The following is a 14,438-nucleotide window of genomic DNA, read 5'->3' as shown; positions in this document are numbered from 1 at the left end:
GTGGCTTTCAGATGGGAGCGCGGTGCATGGCTGAGAACGAGAAGGCCCCGGCGCTCATCGTCGTGGCCCACCCGGAGGACGTGGTCCGCCTGTTCAGCACGGTGGCGCCGGGAGCGGACCTCGCGGTGGTGACGGAGGAGGGGAGCGCGGGCCGGGAGCTGGAGGCCGTGGGCCGAGCCCTGGGCGCGCGGAGCACGCACCTCCTGCTGTCGCCCTCGGAGGTGGGGCCGTGGTGCCGCGAGCGGCGCGCGCGGAGCGAGGTCCGCGTCTACACGCACAGCCCGCAGGAGGAGGCCCCGCTGCACCGGGAGGTGGCGCTGCTCGTCAGCCGCGTCTTCGACCGGCTGTGGGTGCCCGCCACGGGGGCCAGGCCCACCGCCTGCACGGTGCTGGACGACGCGGCCTTCCAGCGCAAGCTGGCGCTGCTCAACTCGCTCTACCGGGCGCGTCCGGGCGGAGCCGCTTCCGGCGCGTGCACGGACCCCGTGCGCGACGGGCCCGGCATCGAGGCCTTCACCGAAGCGCGGGCCGGGGACGTGGTGCGCGCCCTGTCCCTCACGAAGCCGGAGGTCTTCGCGGAGCTCGCGGACCCCTGGGGCTTCGCCCGGTCCCCCTACGAGGGCGAGCGCTTCGCCCTCACCACGAAGGTGCTGGAGACCTTGCGCCACGCGGGCCCGCCCCGGCGCGTGGTGGACGTGGGCGCCTGCGAGGGCGTGATGACCGAGCACCTGCTGACGCTCTTCCCCGACGCGAGCGTCCAGGCGGTGGAGTCGGAGCCCCGCTTCGTCACCCGCCTGCGCGAGCGGCTGGGGCGCCACGCGCGCGTGCGCATCGTGGAGGCCCGCGCGGAGGACGTGGCGCTGGAGGCGGACCTGGTGCTGTTCGCGGAGGTGCTCTACTACCTGTCCGACGACGCCTGCCGAGGTCTCCTGGACCGGCTGCGCGCGTCCCACCTGCTCACGTCCTACGGCGGAGGCTTCGGCGCGCAGGTGCACGCCGCGCTCGCCGAGCGCGGCTGGAGGTGCGTCCAGGCCGCGACGCTCCCGGGCCGCATCGAGCCCGTGGATGGCGCTTCGAGCCCCCTGCTCGTGCGCCGCGCGGGGACCGAAATCCGGCGCTGGGAACGGTGAACACAAGGATTCTTGGGTGGGAATCCGGGCTTGCCCACAGGGCGGCCAGGCGTCTCTCGCGGAAGGATCGCTCGTCTGGGTTTGGCGCGAATCCCGGGCTGAATCATGTATGGACTTGCCTGCTTGTTTCAGCGTTGCCAATGACGCGGAAAGTCTTCAGCATGGCTATGTATGGCCATCCCGGATGTCTCGCCTGGCTCCGTGAATGCCCCGGCCCGGGCGTTCCTTGAAGCGGGGTTGAAGCACAGCGCGCGCTGGCGCGGGGCCCTGCCGTGGATGGTGAGCGGCTGGCTCGCGGCGTGCGCGCTGGGGCTCGGGAGCGTCTGGTCGCACGCGAGCGCCGAGGGGGCCGCAGCCACGCCCCCGGTCCGGTTGCCGGAGCGCTTCGCGCGCGTGCCGGGGGCGTGGACGCTGCTGGTCTTCCTCCATCCCCGGTGCCCGTGTTCCCGCGCGACCCTGTCGGAGCTGGCGAGGCTGCTGGACCGCGAGGGTGGGCGGCTCGCCACGCGCGTCTTCGTCTGGGCGCCGCGCGAGGCGCCCCCGGGCTTCGAGCGCTCGGAGCTGTGGACCCGCGCCGCGGCCCTGCCCGGGGCGCGCGTGGTGGCGGACGTGGACGGTCAGGCGGCGCGAGAGCTGGGCGCGCGCACGTCCGGGCAGGTGGTCCTCTTCTCTCCGGACGGCGTGGCGCGCTTCAGCGGCGGCATCACCCCCGCCCGGGGCCACGAAGGTGAGAGCGCGGGGGGGCGCGCCATCCGCGACCTGCTGCGCTCGGACGCCGCCCGCCCCCTCGCCGCGCCGGTCTTCGGCTGCGCCCTCCAGACGCCCCCCGCGTCACCCGGTGAGCTCCCGCGATGAGACTCCAACTGTCTGAGACCGCCGTGGCGGCGCGCACGCGCCAGCTGTTCGAGGCGCAATGGCTGTCATTGGGCCGGAGGACGGACCGGACCTTCGTGGTCCTGATGGTGCTGCAGTGGCTGGGGGGCATCGCGGCGGCGGTCTACCTGTCGCCGCGGGCCTGGGAGGGATTGCAGAGCACGGTCCACCTCCACGTGGTGACGGCGCTGTGGCTGGGGCTGCTCCTGGCGGGCCTGCCGGTGGCGCTCGCCCTCACGCGGCCCGGGCGCGCGTCCACGCGGCACGTCATCGCGGCGGGGCAGGCGCTGGTATCCGGGCTGCTCATCCACCTGATGGGGGGCCGCATCGAGACGCACTTCCACATCTTCGGCTCGCTGGCGCTGCTCGCCATCTACCGGGACTGGAAGGTGCTGCTCACCTTCAGCGGCGTGGTGACGGCGGATCACTTCCTGCGCGGCATGTTCTGGCCGGAGTCCATCTTCGGCATGCACGCCCGTGATTCCTGGCGCTGGCTGGAGCATGTGGCGTGGGTGGCCTTCGAGGACCTCTTCCTCATCACGTCCTGCGTGCAGGGCCAGCGCGACCTGCGGGAGGCGGCGAGGCGCGAGGCGCAGCTGGAGCTGTCCAGGACCGCGACGGAGGAGCAGGTCCTCCGCCCGCTGATGGGCTCCGCGGTCGCGCTGCGCGACTCGGTGACGACGCTGACGGCGTCCACGAGCGAGCAGCGCCAGGAGCTCTCCCGGCAGGCCAGCGCGCTGGAGGAGACGCGGGTGACGGCGGAGGAGATCCGCCAGACGTCGCTGGTGGCGTCCGCGCAGGCCGCGCGGGTGCTGGCGGCCACGCAGCAGGCGGGGGACGTGGGCGCGGCGGTGGAGGAGGCCATGGGCCGGAGCGTGGAGGGGCTGGCGGACCTGCGCGCGCAGGCGGTGGACCTCACCGAGCGCATCCAGGGGCTGGCGTCGTATACGGAGCGGATCGTCGGCATCACCCGGACGGTGCAGGACCTGGCGGACCAGTCCAACGTGCTCGCCATCAACGCGGCCATCGAGGCGGCGCGGGCTGGGGAGGTGGGCCGGGGCTTCGCGGTGGTGGCGCGGGAGATGCGGGGCCTGGCGTCCCAGTCCGTCACGGCTACGCAACAGGTGCGCGCGGTGCTGGACGACGCCCGCTCCCGAATCCAGGGGGTGGTGGAGCTCACCCGCCAGGGCGGGGAACGCATGGGGCGGAACATCGAGATCATCCGCTCCTCCGGCGAACAGATGGTCATGCTGTCCGGCCTCGTGAAGGGCAACGCGGACGCCGTCCGGCAGATCTCGGCGTCGGTGAGCCAGCAGTCGGCGGGCGTGTCGCAGATCTTCACCGCGGTGTCGGACCTGACCGCGCTGATGCAGGCCTCGGTGGCCCGCGTGGAGGCCACCCACGCCGCGGCGGACCGCCTCCAGCAGGTCACCGACCAGGTCCACGGCGTCATCGCCCTGTATCAGGACAAGACCTGAACGGTCACCGACACGCGGCCTGTCTTGGAGTACATGGACGCCATGAACTCCAGACTCCGTCGTTTTCTTTCGTTTTCCTCGGTTCCCCTCCTCCTGAGCTGCGGCGCGGCCGCGGTGTCGGACACGCCGGCTGACGCGCTGTCCGCGCAGGCGCAGGAGCTGGCCTCGGGCACGCCCGCGGGCAACGGGGTGGTGCTGTTCCTCAACGACTGGGCCACGACCTTCGCCGTGCTGGACACGGAGGTGCCGCTCAACTCGCAGGCCGCGCAGAGCATCATCACCTCCCGCAACGGGCCGGACGGCATCGCGCACACGGCGGACGACCGGCGCTTCGTCTCCATCGAGCAGGTGGACGCGCTGCCCCAAGTGGGGCCGGCGGCGCTGACGGCGCTGGAGACGTACGCCCGGGGCACGGGCCGGGTGGAGCTGCCGGTGGATGGCTGGGTGGGCACCTTCCACGGCGTGTCCTTCAACGTAGCGGAGGCCCGGCGCGCGCTGGCGGTGGTGAACACGCAGCCGCTGGCGGCGCTTCAGACGACGTACCACGTGCCCGCGGTGGCGGCGAACGCGATGGTGGCGGCGCGGCCCTTCTACGACATCCTGCGGCTGGGCCGGCTGCCGTCCGTGGACGCGACGGCGCTCCAGAACCTCAAGACGGCCACCCAGCAGGGCGAGGAGGGCGACCCGTGCACGGGCGCGGCGACCTGCGGGACGGGGCTGCACTGCGAGGGCATCCCGTATGACGGCTCCAGCCCCTACGGCCGCTGTGTGACGACGTCGAGCCTCCCGGGCGACGGCGCCTCGTGCTCGCGCTTCGTGCCCTGTGAGGACGGGCTGGCGTGCCACGGGCTGGACTCGGGCGCGACGGAGGGCTGGTGCCGGCCGGCGTGGATGTCGGGCGAGTTCACGGCGTTCGCGGACCTGACGCTCCAGGGGAACACGACGCCGCGGACGTCGACGCAGCCGGTGGTGGGCCTGGCGACGGTGCCGGAGGACATCACGGTGGAGCTGGACCTGGCGCACAACAACCCGTCCAGGCTGGTGTTGACGCTGGAGGATCCGGGCGGTGAGACGGCGCTCCTGTGGGACGGCCCCAACGAGGGCACGCCGCCCAAGCGCATCCCGGTGACGCGCGGCATCCCGCGCGACGGCTCCGTCAACGGCCTGTGGAAGCTGCACATCGTGAACCCGTCGGGCGTGGGCAACGGCAAGCTGCGCGAGTGGAAGCTGAAGCTCACCAGCCGCTGGGACTGACGCCCATCCTTCGAGTCCATCGAAGGATGCTTTGACGCCCGCGGGGCTTGTCCTCGCGGGCGTTCGGAGGGACACGGGGAGCCACGGAGGTCTCCCGATGACCGTGCCCTCGCAGCCTGTCGACAACGCACGCCTCGCGTACGCCCTGGCCCGGGTGGGGCTGGGGCTCAACATCGCGCTCCATGGCCTCTTCCGCCTGCCGCAGCTCACGGCGTTCGCGGCGGGCATGCGCGACTCCTTCGACAAGAGCCCGCTGCCGCCCTCGTGGGTGTACGCGGTGAGCCTGGTCATCCCGGTGGCGGAGGCGGTGATCGGGCTCCTGGTGCTGCTGGGCGTGGAGGTGAGGCGCGTGCTCGTCGCGGGGACGCTGCTGATGCTGCTGCTCATCGGTGGTGCGTGCTCCGCGCAGAACTGGAACGCGGCGAGCATCCAGATGACCTACCTGGCCTTCTACGTGGTGCTCATCGCCACCGCGCACCACGACCACCTCTCCGTGGATGCGTGGCGGCGGACCCGCCGCGCGGGGTAGGGGGTTTTATCGGGTAAAACAGGCTGTGCTATCACTGAGGGCACCTCCAACCGGGAGCCTCTCGTGAAAGCACGTCTGTTGAGGGTGTTCGCGTCATTGTCATTGGGATTGCTCGCCGCGTGCGGCAGCGTGGACGACGAGTCCGTGGCGCCGGCGCAGGCGGAGTCCGAGCTCGGGTCCGAATGTCCCTGTGGCGGCGTGGGCCCGTGGAACTGTCTGCCGTGTGCCTTCATCTGCGGTGACGGCATCTGTGACACCGCCAACGGCGAGTCCGTCGACACCTGCGTCGAGGACTGCACGCCGCTGCCCTTCTGTGGCGACGGCTGGTGCGACAACGGCGAGACGAACGCCACCTGCCCGTGGGACTGCGGCCCCTCCACCTGGTGCGGGGACGGCGTGTGCAACGGAAACGAGACGGTGGCGAGCTGCTTGTCGGACTGCGGAAGCCTGACGTGTGGCGACCACCTCTGCGAGGTCCATGAGATGGGCTGGTGCTCGGACTGCGGCCCCGTCTGCACCGGTCCGAACTGCCCGCAGGTGCCGCAGGATCCGTAGCGGGCGGCGCCGCGCTGGCGGCGGGGCCCTCGGCGGGTGGGCCCCGTCACCTCGAAGGTGACGCCGCGGGTGCCTCGCCGCGAGCGGTGTCCTTCCAGTCGCGACCCCGAGGGCAGGGCGGCTGGCGGCGCGTGCCCGCGTGGTGGAGTGCAAAGTCGAACCTGAGCGCCTGGTACGCGCTCCAGCAGCCTCACTTCCGCGACACGCGCACCGACGAGCCAGTCGCCATGGGCACGCGCGCGCCACATGCCCAGCGCCGCGAGTTATATAAGAATTGACTAATATTAGCTCGGACTGTAGTGACTCCGGTGAACGGAGGAGGTCCGCACATGCTTCACCAGCTCATTGGCGCCCAGTTCCGCACCTGCGTCGAACGCGATCACGAGGGCAAGCCGGCCCACGTCGTCGTCGCGCAGCGCGTCTACCCCACGGACATCGAGGACTTGTGGGACGCGGTCACCAACGCCGAGCGCATCCCGCGCTGGTTCGCGCCCGTCGAGGGGCAGCTACAGAAGGGCGGTCGCTATCAGATCAAGGGGAACGCGGGGGGCACCATCACCCGGTGCGACAAGCCCTCGGCGTTCGACCTGACGTGGGAGATGAACGGTGGAATGAGCTGGGTGACCGTCCGGCTGGCGCCGGAGGGCCAGGGCACGCGGCTGACGCTCGAGCACATCGTGCACAGCGCGGACATCGAACAGTTCTGGAGCCAGTTCGGTCCTGGCGCCACGGGCGTGGGCTGGGACCTGGGCTTCCTGGGCCTGGGCCTGTACCTCGAAACAGGCAAGGACGTGGCCGCGGAGGCCGCCGCCTCCTGGAGCACCTCCGACGAGGCGAAGGCCTTCATGCGCGCGAGCGCGCAGGCCTGGGCCGACGCCCACGTGGCGGCCGGAGAGGCGCCGGACGTGGCCCGAGGGATGGCCGAGCGCACGGCCGCGTTCTATACAGGGGGCTGATGCACGCCTTCGATGTCCTCGGTGATCCGGTCCGCCGCCGCATCCTGGAGCTGCTCGCGGAAGGCGAGCACGCTTCGGGTGAGGTCGTGGAGGTCATCCAGCGCGAGTTCGGCATCACGCAGTCGGCCGTCTCGCAGCACCTGAAGGTCCTGCGGGACAACGGCTTCGCCACGGTCCGGGTGGATGGCGCCCGGCGCCTCTACGCCGTGGACGCCGCCCCGCTGGCGGAGGTGGACGCCTGGCTGGACCGCTTCCGTGCGTTCTGGACGCCGAAGCTGGACGCCCTGGCTACAGAAGTCGCGCGGGGCAAGAAGAAGCGCGGCTAGCGGGCAGGCGCCCCCCGTTGCCCACAGCGTGTCGCTGGACGCGACGCGCCTCCCTCGGCCGCCTCCGGGGCCGGCTCCCTTCCCTGGAGCCCAAGGAGTTCTACGAATGAAGCTCAAGGCGCTCTGCATCGCCGTATCGCTGCTGGCCGTCCCGGGCGTGGCCGCCGCGCAAAGCCCCCTGGATTCCGTCAAGAAGGCCGCGGGCAATGCCAGCAAGTCCGCCGTCGAGAAGCGCGTCAACACGAAGCTGACGGAGGAGGCGAAGAAGAACCAGTGCAGCTTCAAGACGGGCACCGCCGAGCTGGCGCCTGGCTGCGACGCGAAGCTCAAGAAGCTGGCCAACGTCCTCATCGACGCGAAGAAGCAGCTCGTCGCGGCGGGGGTGAACAGCTACAAGTTCGAGGTCTCCGGCCACACGGACTCCACGGGTGACGCCGCGAAGAACAAGGCGCTCAGCGAGAAGCGCGCGGAGACCATCGTCAAGGAGCTGGTCTCGCGCGGCATCCCCCGCGGGGAGATCACCGCCGTGGGCTACGGCTCCGAGCGCCTCCTGGTGAAGCCAGACAACACCGAGGCGAAGAAGGCCCAGAACCGCCGCTACGAGCTCCAGGTCCGGCTGTAATCCCTTTCACGAAGGCCGGAGGGCGGCGTCACGGGCGCCGCCCTTGCCCGTCCGCGTCGTTGGTCCAGACGGTCTGGCCGCAATGGCGCCCCTGGGCGTCCTTCCGCGGCAGGAAGCCGGCGCAGTCCACGGCCGCCTCCGCCGCTCAGGCCTTCACGGTCTCGATGATGCTCGTGCCACTCCGCGTGAGGATGAGGCGCTCCACCTTCCAGGCGGTCGCGGTGAGCAGCGAGTGGAACTCCTCGCGGGTGCGCTCGCGCCCGTTGGCGACCACCAGCATGTTGAGGTCCATCAGGTGCGTGGGGTCCGGGTTCCGGTTGTCTGGAATCACCAGCTCCACCACGAAGAGCCGGGCTCCCGCCGGGGCCGCCTCATGGACCCGGCGGAGGAGGGTGGTGGAGACGTCATCATCCCAGTCGTGGAGGATGTGTTTGAGCAGGTAGGCGTCGGCGGCGGGGATGCCGGGCTCGAAGAAGCTCCCGGCCACCACCTCCACCCGGTTGGCGAGGCCCCGGGACTCCAGGACGGGCTTCGCGCTCTCGGCGACCTGGGGCAACTCGAAGAGGATGCCCCGGCAGGAGGGATGGGCGCGCAGCACCTGCGCCAGCAGATCGCCGTGGCTTCCGCCAATGTCCGCCACGCGCGCGAACCGCGCGAAGTCGACGTGGTGCGCCACCTCGCTGGCCACCATCTCGGACCAGTCGCCCATGGACCTGGCGAAGTGCTCCGCCTCCTCGGGGTGGCGGGCGAAGTGCTCCCAGATGTCGCAGCCGAGCGCGGCCTGCATGGGAGAGGTCCCCGTGCGGATCGCGTCGGTGAGGCGCCCCCAGGGCAGCCAGTGTGACGGGCTGCTCTGGATGATGGCCAGCTCCCGCAGCGAGCCGGGGGCGTTCGAGCACAGGCCCTCGCCCATCGGCGTCAGGGCGAAGGTCCGCTCGGCGAAGGCGATGAAGAGGCCGGCGGCGATGCCGCCGCGCATCAGCCGGAACAAGGCGTCCGGGTGGACGCCCAGCTCGGTCGCCAGCGAATCACTGTCGCGGGCGCCCCCCGCGAGCAGATCCGCGATTCCCAGGCGGGCCACGGTGCCAATGACCTGGGTGCGCCAGTAGCTCGTGATGCCCGCATGCAGTTGCTGCGTGGGAGACGGTTGTCCGCCAAGCGTGTCGTTCATGGCGCGAGTCTAATCGTGTTCCATTGAGCGAGGCTGCATTTCCTGGGGTGGGTTGACGTATGGATTTGACCGCGGGTCCGACTGGAGGCTGGCGTCTCCCGAGGCCGTGGCCGCCTGCTGGGGGACGCCGCGCGCGTCAGCGCCCCTGGAAGCGCGGTGGCCGGCGCTCGGCGAAGGCGGCGAAGGCCTCCGCGAAGTCATGCGACTGGAGGAAGGCCGAGTTCCACACCGCCACGTAGCGCAGCCCGTCCGCGATGGACTTGTCCGCGCAGTACTCCATCACCTGCTTGGCGCCTTGAACGACGAGCGGCGGGTTGTCCGCGATGCGCCGCGCCGTCGCGCGCGCTTCGGTGAGCAGGGCCTCGGGGGAGGGGAAGACCTCGTTGACCAGGCCCATGCGCAGCGCGCGCGCCGCGTCCACGTCGCTGCCGGTGTAGGCCAGCTCGCGCGTGTTCCCCTCGCCGATGATGCGCGGCAGCCGCTGGAGCGCGCCCAGGTCCGCGACGATGCCGACCTTCACCTCGCGCAGGGAGAACTTCGCGTCCTGGGAGCAGTACCGGAAGTCACACGCGGCGATGAGGTCCATGCCCCCGCCAATGCACCAGCCGTGCACCGCGGCGATGACGGGCTTCCTGCACCGGGCCAGCCCCTCCGTCGCCTGCTGCATGTCCCCAATCAGTTTCAAGAGCTGGCCGCGCTCCAGCGCGAGGTTGCTCTCGCCGGCGAGCAGCGGCCCGAGGGACTCCATCATCCCCATCAGGTCCAGGCCGTAGGTGAAGTTCTGGCCCTCGCTCCGAAGCAGCACCACGCGCACGGCGTCGTCGGCGTCCAGCGCGCGGAGCACCTCGGGCATCTCCCGCCAGAAGTCGGGACCCATGGCGTTGCCCTTTCCAGGGCCGGTGAGCACCACCTCGGCGACGCTGTCGCCCTTCTCGATGCGCAATGACTTGTATGTGCTGTCCATCCGTTCCCTCTTGATCGAAGTGAGCGGATGGCACTTGAGCAGATACCGCCCGGTGTCTCTACTGACCTGACGATCCCCATGGGCATGCGGACGCGTCAGGCGCAGGTGGCCCCATCAGGCATGGGCCTCCCGAGGCCGGGCAAGCGGGATGCATTCGCTGTGGGCCGTGTTGACCGGATTCACCGTGACGTAGAGTGGCCGCGCGGATCCGTGAACCTCGCGCCACCGGATGATGGGCGCGCTTGAAGGACTGAGCCATGAGCGACCCCGCCGAGACCGCGGGCCTGGAACGGAGTGCCTCCCCTCGCGCGTGGTGGATCGCGCGGGGCGTGACCGCGATGCTCGGGCTGGGCGTGGTCCTGCTGGTGCTGCGCGGGAGCCCGCTGCCGGAGCTGGTGCCCGCCTCCGCGCCCGCGGAGCGGTTCTCCTCCGAGCGCGCCCGGGAGCACCTGCGCTTCATCGGCGCGGAGTCCCACGCGCTGGGGACGCCCCGGCACGCGCAGGTGCGCGACTACCTGCAAGCGCGCCTGCGGGACCTGGGCGCCGAGGTCCAGCTCCAGCGAGAGGCCGTCTTCGCGCCCGCCCTGGGCGTGCCCCGCCCCGCCGGGAACGTGGAGAACGTCATCGGCCGGCTGCGCGCGAAGGACGGCGCGAAGGGCACGACCGTGATGCTGGTGGCCCACTACGACTCCGTGCCCACGGGGCCGGGCGCGTCCGACAACGGGGCCGCCGTCGCGTCCATCCTGGAGGTGGCGCGGGCGCTCCAGCAGGGGCCGGCGCTCGCGGGCGACGTGCTGTTCCTGTTCACGGACGCGGAGGAGCAGCACCTGCTCGGCAGCACGGCCTTCGCGGCGTCCCACCCCTGGGCTCGCGAGTCCGGCGTCCTCCTCAACGTGGACGCGCGCGGCAACGCGGGGCCGCTCCTGATGTTCGAGGTCTCCCCGGGCGGCGGCTGGCTCGTGCGCAGGCTCGCCGAGGAGGCCCCGGACGTCAGCTCCGGTTCGGTCTTCACCGCCGCGTACCAGCGGATGAAGAACGTCACGGACTTCACGGCGCTCCGGCAGGGCGGCTGGCAGGGGCTGAACTTCGCCAACGTGGAGGGCACGCAGGCCTACCACACGAACAAGGAGTCCGTGGACGCCGTCTCCGACGGGCTGCTCCAGCAGCAGGGCGACACGCTGCTCGCGCTCACCCGGCGCATCTCCCGCGAGGCGTCCGTGCCGGAGGGCGAGGAGCTCATCGCCTTCAGCGCGGGGCCGCTGCGCGTCCACTACCCCAGGGCCTGGGCCATCCCGCTGGCGAGCTTCTGGAGCGGTCTCTTCCTCTTCGCGCTCGTTCGCGCGCGCCACCGCAAGCTGCTGCGCCCGTGGGCCGTCCTGCGGGAGGCGTTGGTGCTGCTGTTCGTGGGCTTCCTGGCCAGCAGCTCGCCGCGGCTCGCGTGGCCGCTGCTGAAGCTGCTCCAGCCCGCATATCGCGCGCTCGGCCGCTCGGAGACGCAGGACAACGCGCGCTTCTTCCTCGCGGTGGTGTTGCTGGTGATGGCGGTGATGGGCGTGGGGCTGTACCTCCGCCGGCGCGCGCCCGTGCTGGAGCTGGCCGCGGGGGGCTGCGTGCCGTGGGCGGTGGTCTGCTTCGGCGTGAGCGCCGTGCTGCCGGGCGCGAGCGCGCTGTTCCTCTGGCCCCTGGCGGCCATGGTCCTGCTGTTCCTGTGGCTGGGAAGCCGGGGGACGCGGCCGCTCACGCCGTGGCACGTGCCGCTGTGGGGCCTGGCGGCGCTGCCGCTCCTGTTGATGCTCCCGTGGTTGCTGGTCACCTTCCTCACGGTGCTGCCGCTGGAGCGGACCGCGCTGCCCACCGACCTGCTGATGCTCGGCATCTGCCTGCTCGCGCCCGGCTGGCTGTGGCTGGCGGGCCGAGGGCTGCCGTGGGCCTCGGGCGGGGCCGCGCTCGTGGCCCTGGGCCTGCTGGTGTCGCTCGCCGTGGGCCAGCGCTTCGACGCGCGCAATCCGCGCCCCACGGGCCTGCTGTACCTGGTGGACGCGGACGCGCAGCGCGCGCGCTGGGTGACCTCCGATGCCGTGCTCAACGACTGGACGCGCGCCTACCTGGGCAACGCCCCGACGCGTGGGCCCGTGGACGCGCTGCCGGAGGTGAAGGGGCTGTTCTGGAGCGCGCCCGCGCCCATGCCGGGGGACGACGTGCGGGGCCCCTCGGTGGATTCACGGGCGGAGGCCGGGGAGGGCGGACGCCGGAAGGTGGCGCTCCACATCGCCCCGTCCCATCCGGACGCGGCCTTCGTGGACGTGCAGGTGCTGCCCGGCGACGCGGTGGCGTCCGTGACGCTCGCGGGCCAGCGGGCCTCCGGTGACGTGCTGCGGGCCCGCGGCGACGCGGCCCAGGGCGTGCTGCTGCGCTACTGGGCGCCGTCCGCCAGCGGCTTCGACCTGGAGCTGGAGCTGACGTCCGGCGTCAGTCCCACCGTGAGGGTGGGGGAGCACACCTACGCGGTGCCTCCGTCGGTGACGCAGGGGCTGCCCGCTCGCCCGGCGGACACCATGCCCGTGCCCTTCGGTGAGGGCCTGGCCGAGGGCACCCGGGTGACGCGGACGCTGCGGCTGGAGGCGGCGGCCACGCACGTCTCACCCGGCCCCACGCCCTGAGGCGCTGGCGTCGTCCGGCGGGCCCCACCCTGGCGACGCGCCTGCCGGAGTACGTCGCCGCCCGCCGGTCCTCCCGGTCACCCGTTAGCGCGCGCTGCCCGCCGGAACCCCGAGGCGTTGCTCATAGGCCTCCAGCGTCCGCTGCCACGCGGGCCGCCCCTCACAGCGCTCGCGGTAGGCGCAGACGCGGGGAAAGCCGTCGAGCACGTTCGCGTTCCGCACCTCGCGCAGCACCGTGGTCATCAGGATGTCCGCCACGGTGAACGCCTCGCCGGTGACATACGGTCGCTCCCGAAGCCAGTCCTCGAGCGCTGTCAGGTGGCGCTCCGCGTACTTCACCAACCCGGGACGCCGCTGCGCGCCGGTGGGGTCGGCGGCGCCGAGCAGATCGATCATCACGATCTGGGACAGCGGGAGCTCCAGGGTGGTGAGCGCGGCGAAGCACCAGCGCGTCACCTGGGCGCGGCCCTGGAGATCCGCGGGCATCAACCGGCCCGTCTTCTCCGCCAGGTACAGCAGGATGGCGCCCGTCTCGGTGAGCACGAGTCCGTCGTCGTCGAGCACCGGCACCTGGCGGAAGGGGTTCAGCCGCCCGTACTCCTCACCCTGGGTCTCCCCCGCGGGGTGATCCACGCCGTGCACCCGGTAGGGCACGCCCAGCTCCTCGAGGGTCCACAAGGGGCGCAGATCGCGCGTGAGACCCACGACCTTCGAATTGACGCGGCCAAAGCCATAGAGCGTGATCATCCCGGCATTGTCGATACCGTGCCCCGCATTGTCGAGGCGGACGGCGGAGCACGTCGCGCTCCATCGCCCGCCGCGTCATGAACCCTCCCCGGGCCACAAGCCCGCCGGAGGGCTCCACGTGGGAGGGGCCGGGCCCCTCACCCCACCGCGAGCCCCCGGGGCGCCGTGGACTCGAGCGCGGCGAGGAGGCGGAGCGCGGCGTCTCCGACCTCCTTCCGCCAGGCCATCCGCCAGGGCCGCCGCAGGGGCCCGGACGCGAGGCGCTTCACGACGAGGTCGCCCCTGCCCAGGTGCGGGGTGGTGATCCACTCGGAGAGCACCGCGATGCCCAGGCCCGCGCGCGCCACGTCGAGGATGGCCTCCGTGAGCGGCAGCCGCTCCAGGCGCAGCCGCGGGCGCTCGCGGCCGAAGACCTGCGACACGAACCAGTGCGACTCCGCCGCGGGCGTCTGCCCCGCCAGGAGGGTGTTCTCGCGGAGGTCGTCCAGGCTGAGGGCGCGACGCGCGGCCAGCGGGTGCGACGCGGCCACCACGAAGACGATCTCATCCGAGAAGAGCGGCCGCACCTCCAGCCCGGCGCGAGGCACGGACGCCGCCGTGAGGAGCGCCACGTCCAACGCTCCCTCCAGCAGCGCCGGGACCGGGTCCCGGGTGTGCTCCACCGCGAGGGACAGGTGGAGGCCCGGCAGGCTCTTGCGCAGCGTCACCAGCGCGGAGGGCAGCCAGTGGTACGCGGTGTAGCACTCGCACACGAGCCGGAGGTGGATGGCCGGCGCCACCGGCGCGCGCACGCGGTGCTCCAGGTCGCCCAGCGCCACGAGGAGGCGCGTGGCGCCCTCGACGAGCTCCTGTCCCGCTGGCGTGGGCACCAGCCCGCGAGGGCTCCGGTCGAAGAGCCGCGTCCCCAGCCGCTCCTCCGCCGCGAGCAGCGCGCGGCTCACCGCCGGCTGCGTGAGGTGCAGGGCCGCCGCGGCCCGGGCCGTGGTCCCGGCCGACGCCAGGGCCAGCACCACGCGCAGGTCGCGCACGTCGAGGCGAGGGGAGGGCGGCGGAGCGATGTCATCCATGCATCGAGCCTATGTCAACGATGCGTTGGACGCATCCCGTCCGGAGGCGGAGAGTCGTCCCCGTCGTTCAGCGCAGGCCCACGTTCGACGTCCTGGAGGACATCCC

Annotated in this window: 14 protein-coding genes; 10 read left to right on the top strand and 4 right to left on the bottom strand. The window is 72.1% G+C overall.

The features are described 5' to 3' along the window. Nucleotides 1–26 precede the first annotated feature (26 nt). The 9 genes from U8525_RS14840 to U8525_RS14800 all read left to right on the top strand — a co-directional run bounded on the left by U8525_RS14840 (nucleotide 27) and on the right by U8525_RS14800 (nucleotide 7,723). A complete protein-coding gene (locus U8525_RS14840) occupies nucleotides 27–1,130 on the top strand; it encodes a trans-aconitate 2-methyltransferase (protein WP_374266035.1) in 1,104 nt (367 codons plus the stop codon). A gap of 237 nt (nucleotides 1,131–1,367) precedes the next feature. Then, a complete protein-coding gene (locus U8525_RS14835; RefSeq protein WP_374266033.1) occupies nucleotides 1,368–1,985 on the top strand; it encodes a RedB protein in 618 nt (205 codons plus the stop codon). Continuing rightward, on the top strand, nucleotides 1,982–3,481 hold the full coding sequence (locus tag U8525_RS14830; protein WP_374266031.1) for a methyl-accepting chemotaxis protein: 1,500 nt from the start codon (nucleotides 1,982–1,984) through the stop codon (nucleotides 3,479–3,481). The genes U8525_RS14835 and U8525_RS14830 overlap by 4 nt, the downstream gene beginning before the upstream one ends. Before the next feature lie 42 nt (nucleotides 3,482–3,523). Beyond that, entirely contained in the window at nucleotides 3,524–4,735 is a 1,212-nt protein-coding gene (locus U8525_RS14825) for a proprotein convertase P-domain-containing protein (RefSeq protein WP_374266029.1), read from the top strand. Nucleotides 4,736–4,832: 97 nt separating this feature from the next. Further along, the gene (locus tag U8525_RS14820) at nucleotides 4,833–5,264 is read left to right on the top strand and encodes a MauE/DoxX family redox-associated membrane protein (protein ID WP_374266027.1); all 432 of its coding nucleotides are present in this window, start codon (nucleotides 4,833–4,835) and stop codon (nucleotides 5,262–5,264) included. A 63-nt stretch (nucleotides 5,265–5,327) separates the two neighbouring features. Next, a complete protein-coding gene (locus U8525_RS14815) occupies nucleotides 5,328–5,819 on the top strand; it encodes a tenascin-X (RefSeq protein ID WP_374266025.1) in 492 nt (163 codons plus the stop codon). A 329-nt stretch (nucleotides 5,820–6,148) separates the two neighbouring features. Then, entirely contained in the window at nucleotides 6,149–6,775 is a 627-nt protein-coding gene (locus tag U8525_RS14810) for an SRPBCC family protein (protein WP_374266023.1), read from the top strand. Further along, nucleotides 6,775–7,101, top strand: a complete 327-nt coding sequence (locus tag U8525_RS14805; protein WP_374266021.1) for an ArsR/SmtB family transcription factor — start codon at nucleotides 6,775–6,777, stop codon at nucleotides 7,099–7,101. The genes U8525_RS14810 and U8525_RS14805 overlap by 1 nt, the downstream gene beginning before the upstream one ends. Before the next feature lie 106 nt (nucleotides 7,102–7,207). Beyond that, nucleotides 7,208–7,723 (top strand): OmpA family protein, encoded by a 516-nt coding sequence (locus U8525_RS14800; protein ID WP_374266018.1) that lies wholly within the window; start codon nucleotides 7,208–7,210, stop codon nucleotides 7,721–7,723. A 145-nt stretch (nucleotides 7,724–7,868) separates the two neighbouring features. On the opposite strand, the gene U8525_RS14795 is transcribed toward U8525_RS14800, so the two are convergent. Together U8525_RS14795 and U8525_RS14790 are read right to left on the bottom strand one after the other, a co-directional pair. Beyond that, the gene (locus U8525_RS14795) at nucleotides 7,869–8,894 is read right to left on the bottom strand and encodes a methyltransferase (RefSeq protein ID WP_374266016.1); all 1,026 of its coding nucleotides are present in this window, start codon (nucleotides 8,892–8,894) and stop codon (nucleotides 7,869–7,871) included. Nucleotides 8,895–9,030: 136 nt separating this feature from the next. After that, entirely contained in the window at nucleotides 9,031–9,858 is an 828-nt protein-coding gene (locus tag U8525_RS14790; protein WP_374266014.1) for a crotonase/enoyl-CoA hydratase family protein, read from the bottom strand. Between the two features lie 257 nt (nucleotides 9,859–10,115). On the opposite strand from U8525_RS14790, the gene U8525_RS14785 reads away from it, so the two are divergent. Then, nucleotides 10,116–12,518 carry a M20/M25/M40 family metallo-hydrolase gene (locus U8525_RS14785; protein WP_374266012.1) on the top strand — a complete coding sequence of 801 codons (2,403 nt, stop codon included), beginning with the start codon at nucleotides 10,116–10,118 and terminating at the stop codon, nucleotides 12,516–12,518. Nucleotides 12,519–12,602: 84 nt separating this feature from the next. Here U8525_RS14785 and U8525_RS14780 read toward each other — a convergent pair whose 3' ends face one another. Both U8525_RS14780 and U8525_RS14775 read right to left on the bottom strand, forming a co-directional pair. Continuing rightward, a complete protein-coding gene (locus U8525_RS14780) occupies nucleotides 12,603–13,265 on the bottom strand; it encodes a glutathione S-transferase family protein (protein WP_374266010.1) in 663 nt (220 codons plus the stop codon). Between the two features lie 137 nt (nucleotides 13,266–13,402). Continuing rightward, the gene (locus U8525_RS14775) at nucleotides 13,403–14,332 is read right to left on the bottom strand and encodes a LysR family transcriptional regulator (RefSeq protein WP_374266008.1); all 930 of its coding nucleotides are present in this window, start codon (nucleotides 14,330–14,332) and stop codon (nucleotides 13,403–13,405) included. Nucleotides 14,333–14,438 lie beyond the last annotated feature (106 nt).

Origin of the sequence: Corallococcus sp. RDP092CA, assembly GCF_041903675.1 — a bacterium.
Classification (GTDB): domain Bacteria; phylum Myxococcota; class Myxococcia; order Myxococcales; family Myxococcaceae; genus Corallococcus.
Note: the sequence above shows the minus strand (reverse complement) of the source record. Positions and strands in the feature narration are given on the sequence as shown.

Excerpts from the sequence above, each read along its gene's own strand:
- U8525_RS14840 (WP_374266035.1), top strand. The coding sequence starts at position 27 with ATGGCTGAGAACGAGAAGGCCCCGGCGCTCATCGTCGTGGCCCACCCG.
- U8525_RS14830 (WP_374266031.1), top strand. The coding sequence starts at position 1,982 with ATGAGACTCCAACTGTCTGAGACCGCCGTGGCGGCGCGCACGCGCCAG.
- U8525_RS14825 (WP_374266029.1), top strand. The coding sequence starts at position 3,524 with ATGAACTCCAGACTCCGTCGTTTTCTTTCGTTTTCCTCGGTTCCCCTC.
- U8525_RS14820 (WP_374266027.1), top strand. The coding sequence starts at position 4,833 with ATGACCGTGCCCTCGCAGCCTGTCGACAACGCACGCCTCGCGTACGCC.
- U8525_RS14810 (WP_374266023.1), top strand. The coding sequence starts at position 6,149 with ATGCTTCACCAGCTCATTGGCGCCCAGTTCCGCACCTGCGTCGAACGC.
- U8525_RS14805 (WP_374266021.1), top strand. The coding sequence starts at position 6,775 with ATGCACGCCTTCGATGTCCTCGGTGATCCGGTCCGCCGCCGCATCCTG.
- U8525_RS14800 (WP_374266018.1), top strand. The coding sequence starts at position 7,208 with ATGAAGCTCAAGGCGCTCTGCATCGCCGTATCGCTGCTGGCCGTCCCG.
- U8525_RS14795 (WP_374266016.1), bottom strand. The coding sequence starts at position 8,894 with ATGAACGACACGCTTGGCGGACAACCGTCTCCCACGCAGCAACTGCAT.
- U8525_RS14790 (WP_374266014.1), bottom strand. The coding sequence starts at position 9,858 with ATGGACAGCACATACAAGTCATTGCGCATCGAGAAGGGCGACAGCGTC.
- U8525_RS14785 (WP_374266012.1), top strand. The coding sequence starts at position 10,116 with ATGAGCGACCCCGCCGAGACCGCGGGCCTGGAACGGAGTGCCTCCCCT.
- U8525_RS14780 (WP_374266010.1), bottom strand. The coding sequence starts at position 13,265 with ATGATCACGCTCTATGGCTTTGGCCGCGTCAATTCGAAGGTCGTGGGT.
- U8525_RS14775 (WP_374266008.1), bottom strand. The coding sequence starts at position 14,332 with ATGGATGACATCGCTCCGCCGCCCTCCCCTCGCCTCGACGTGCGCGAC.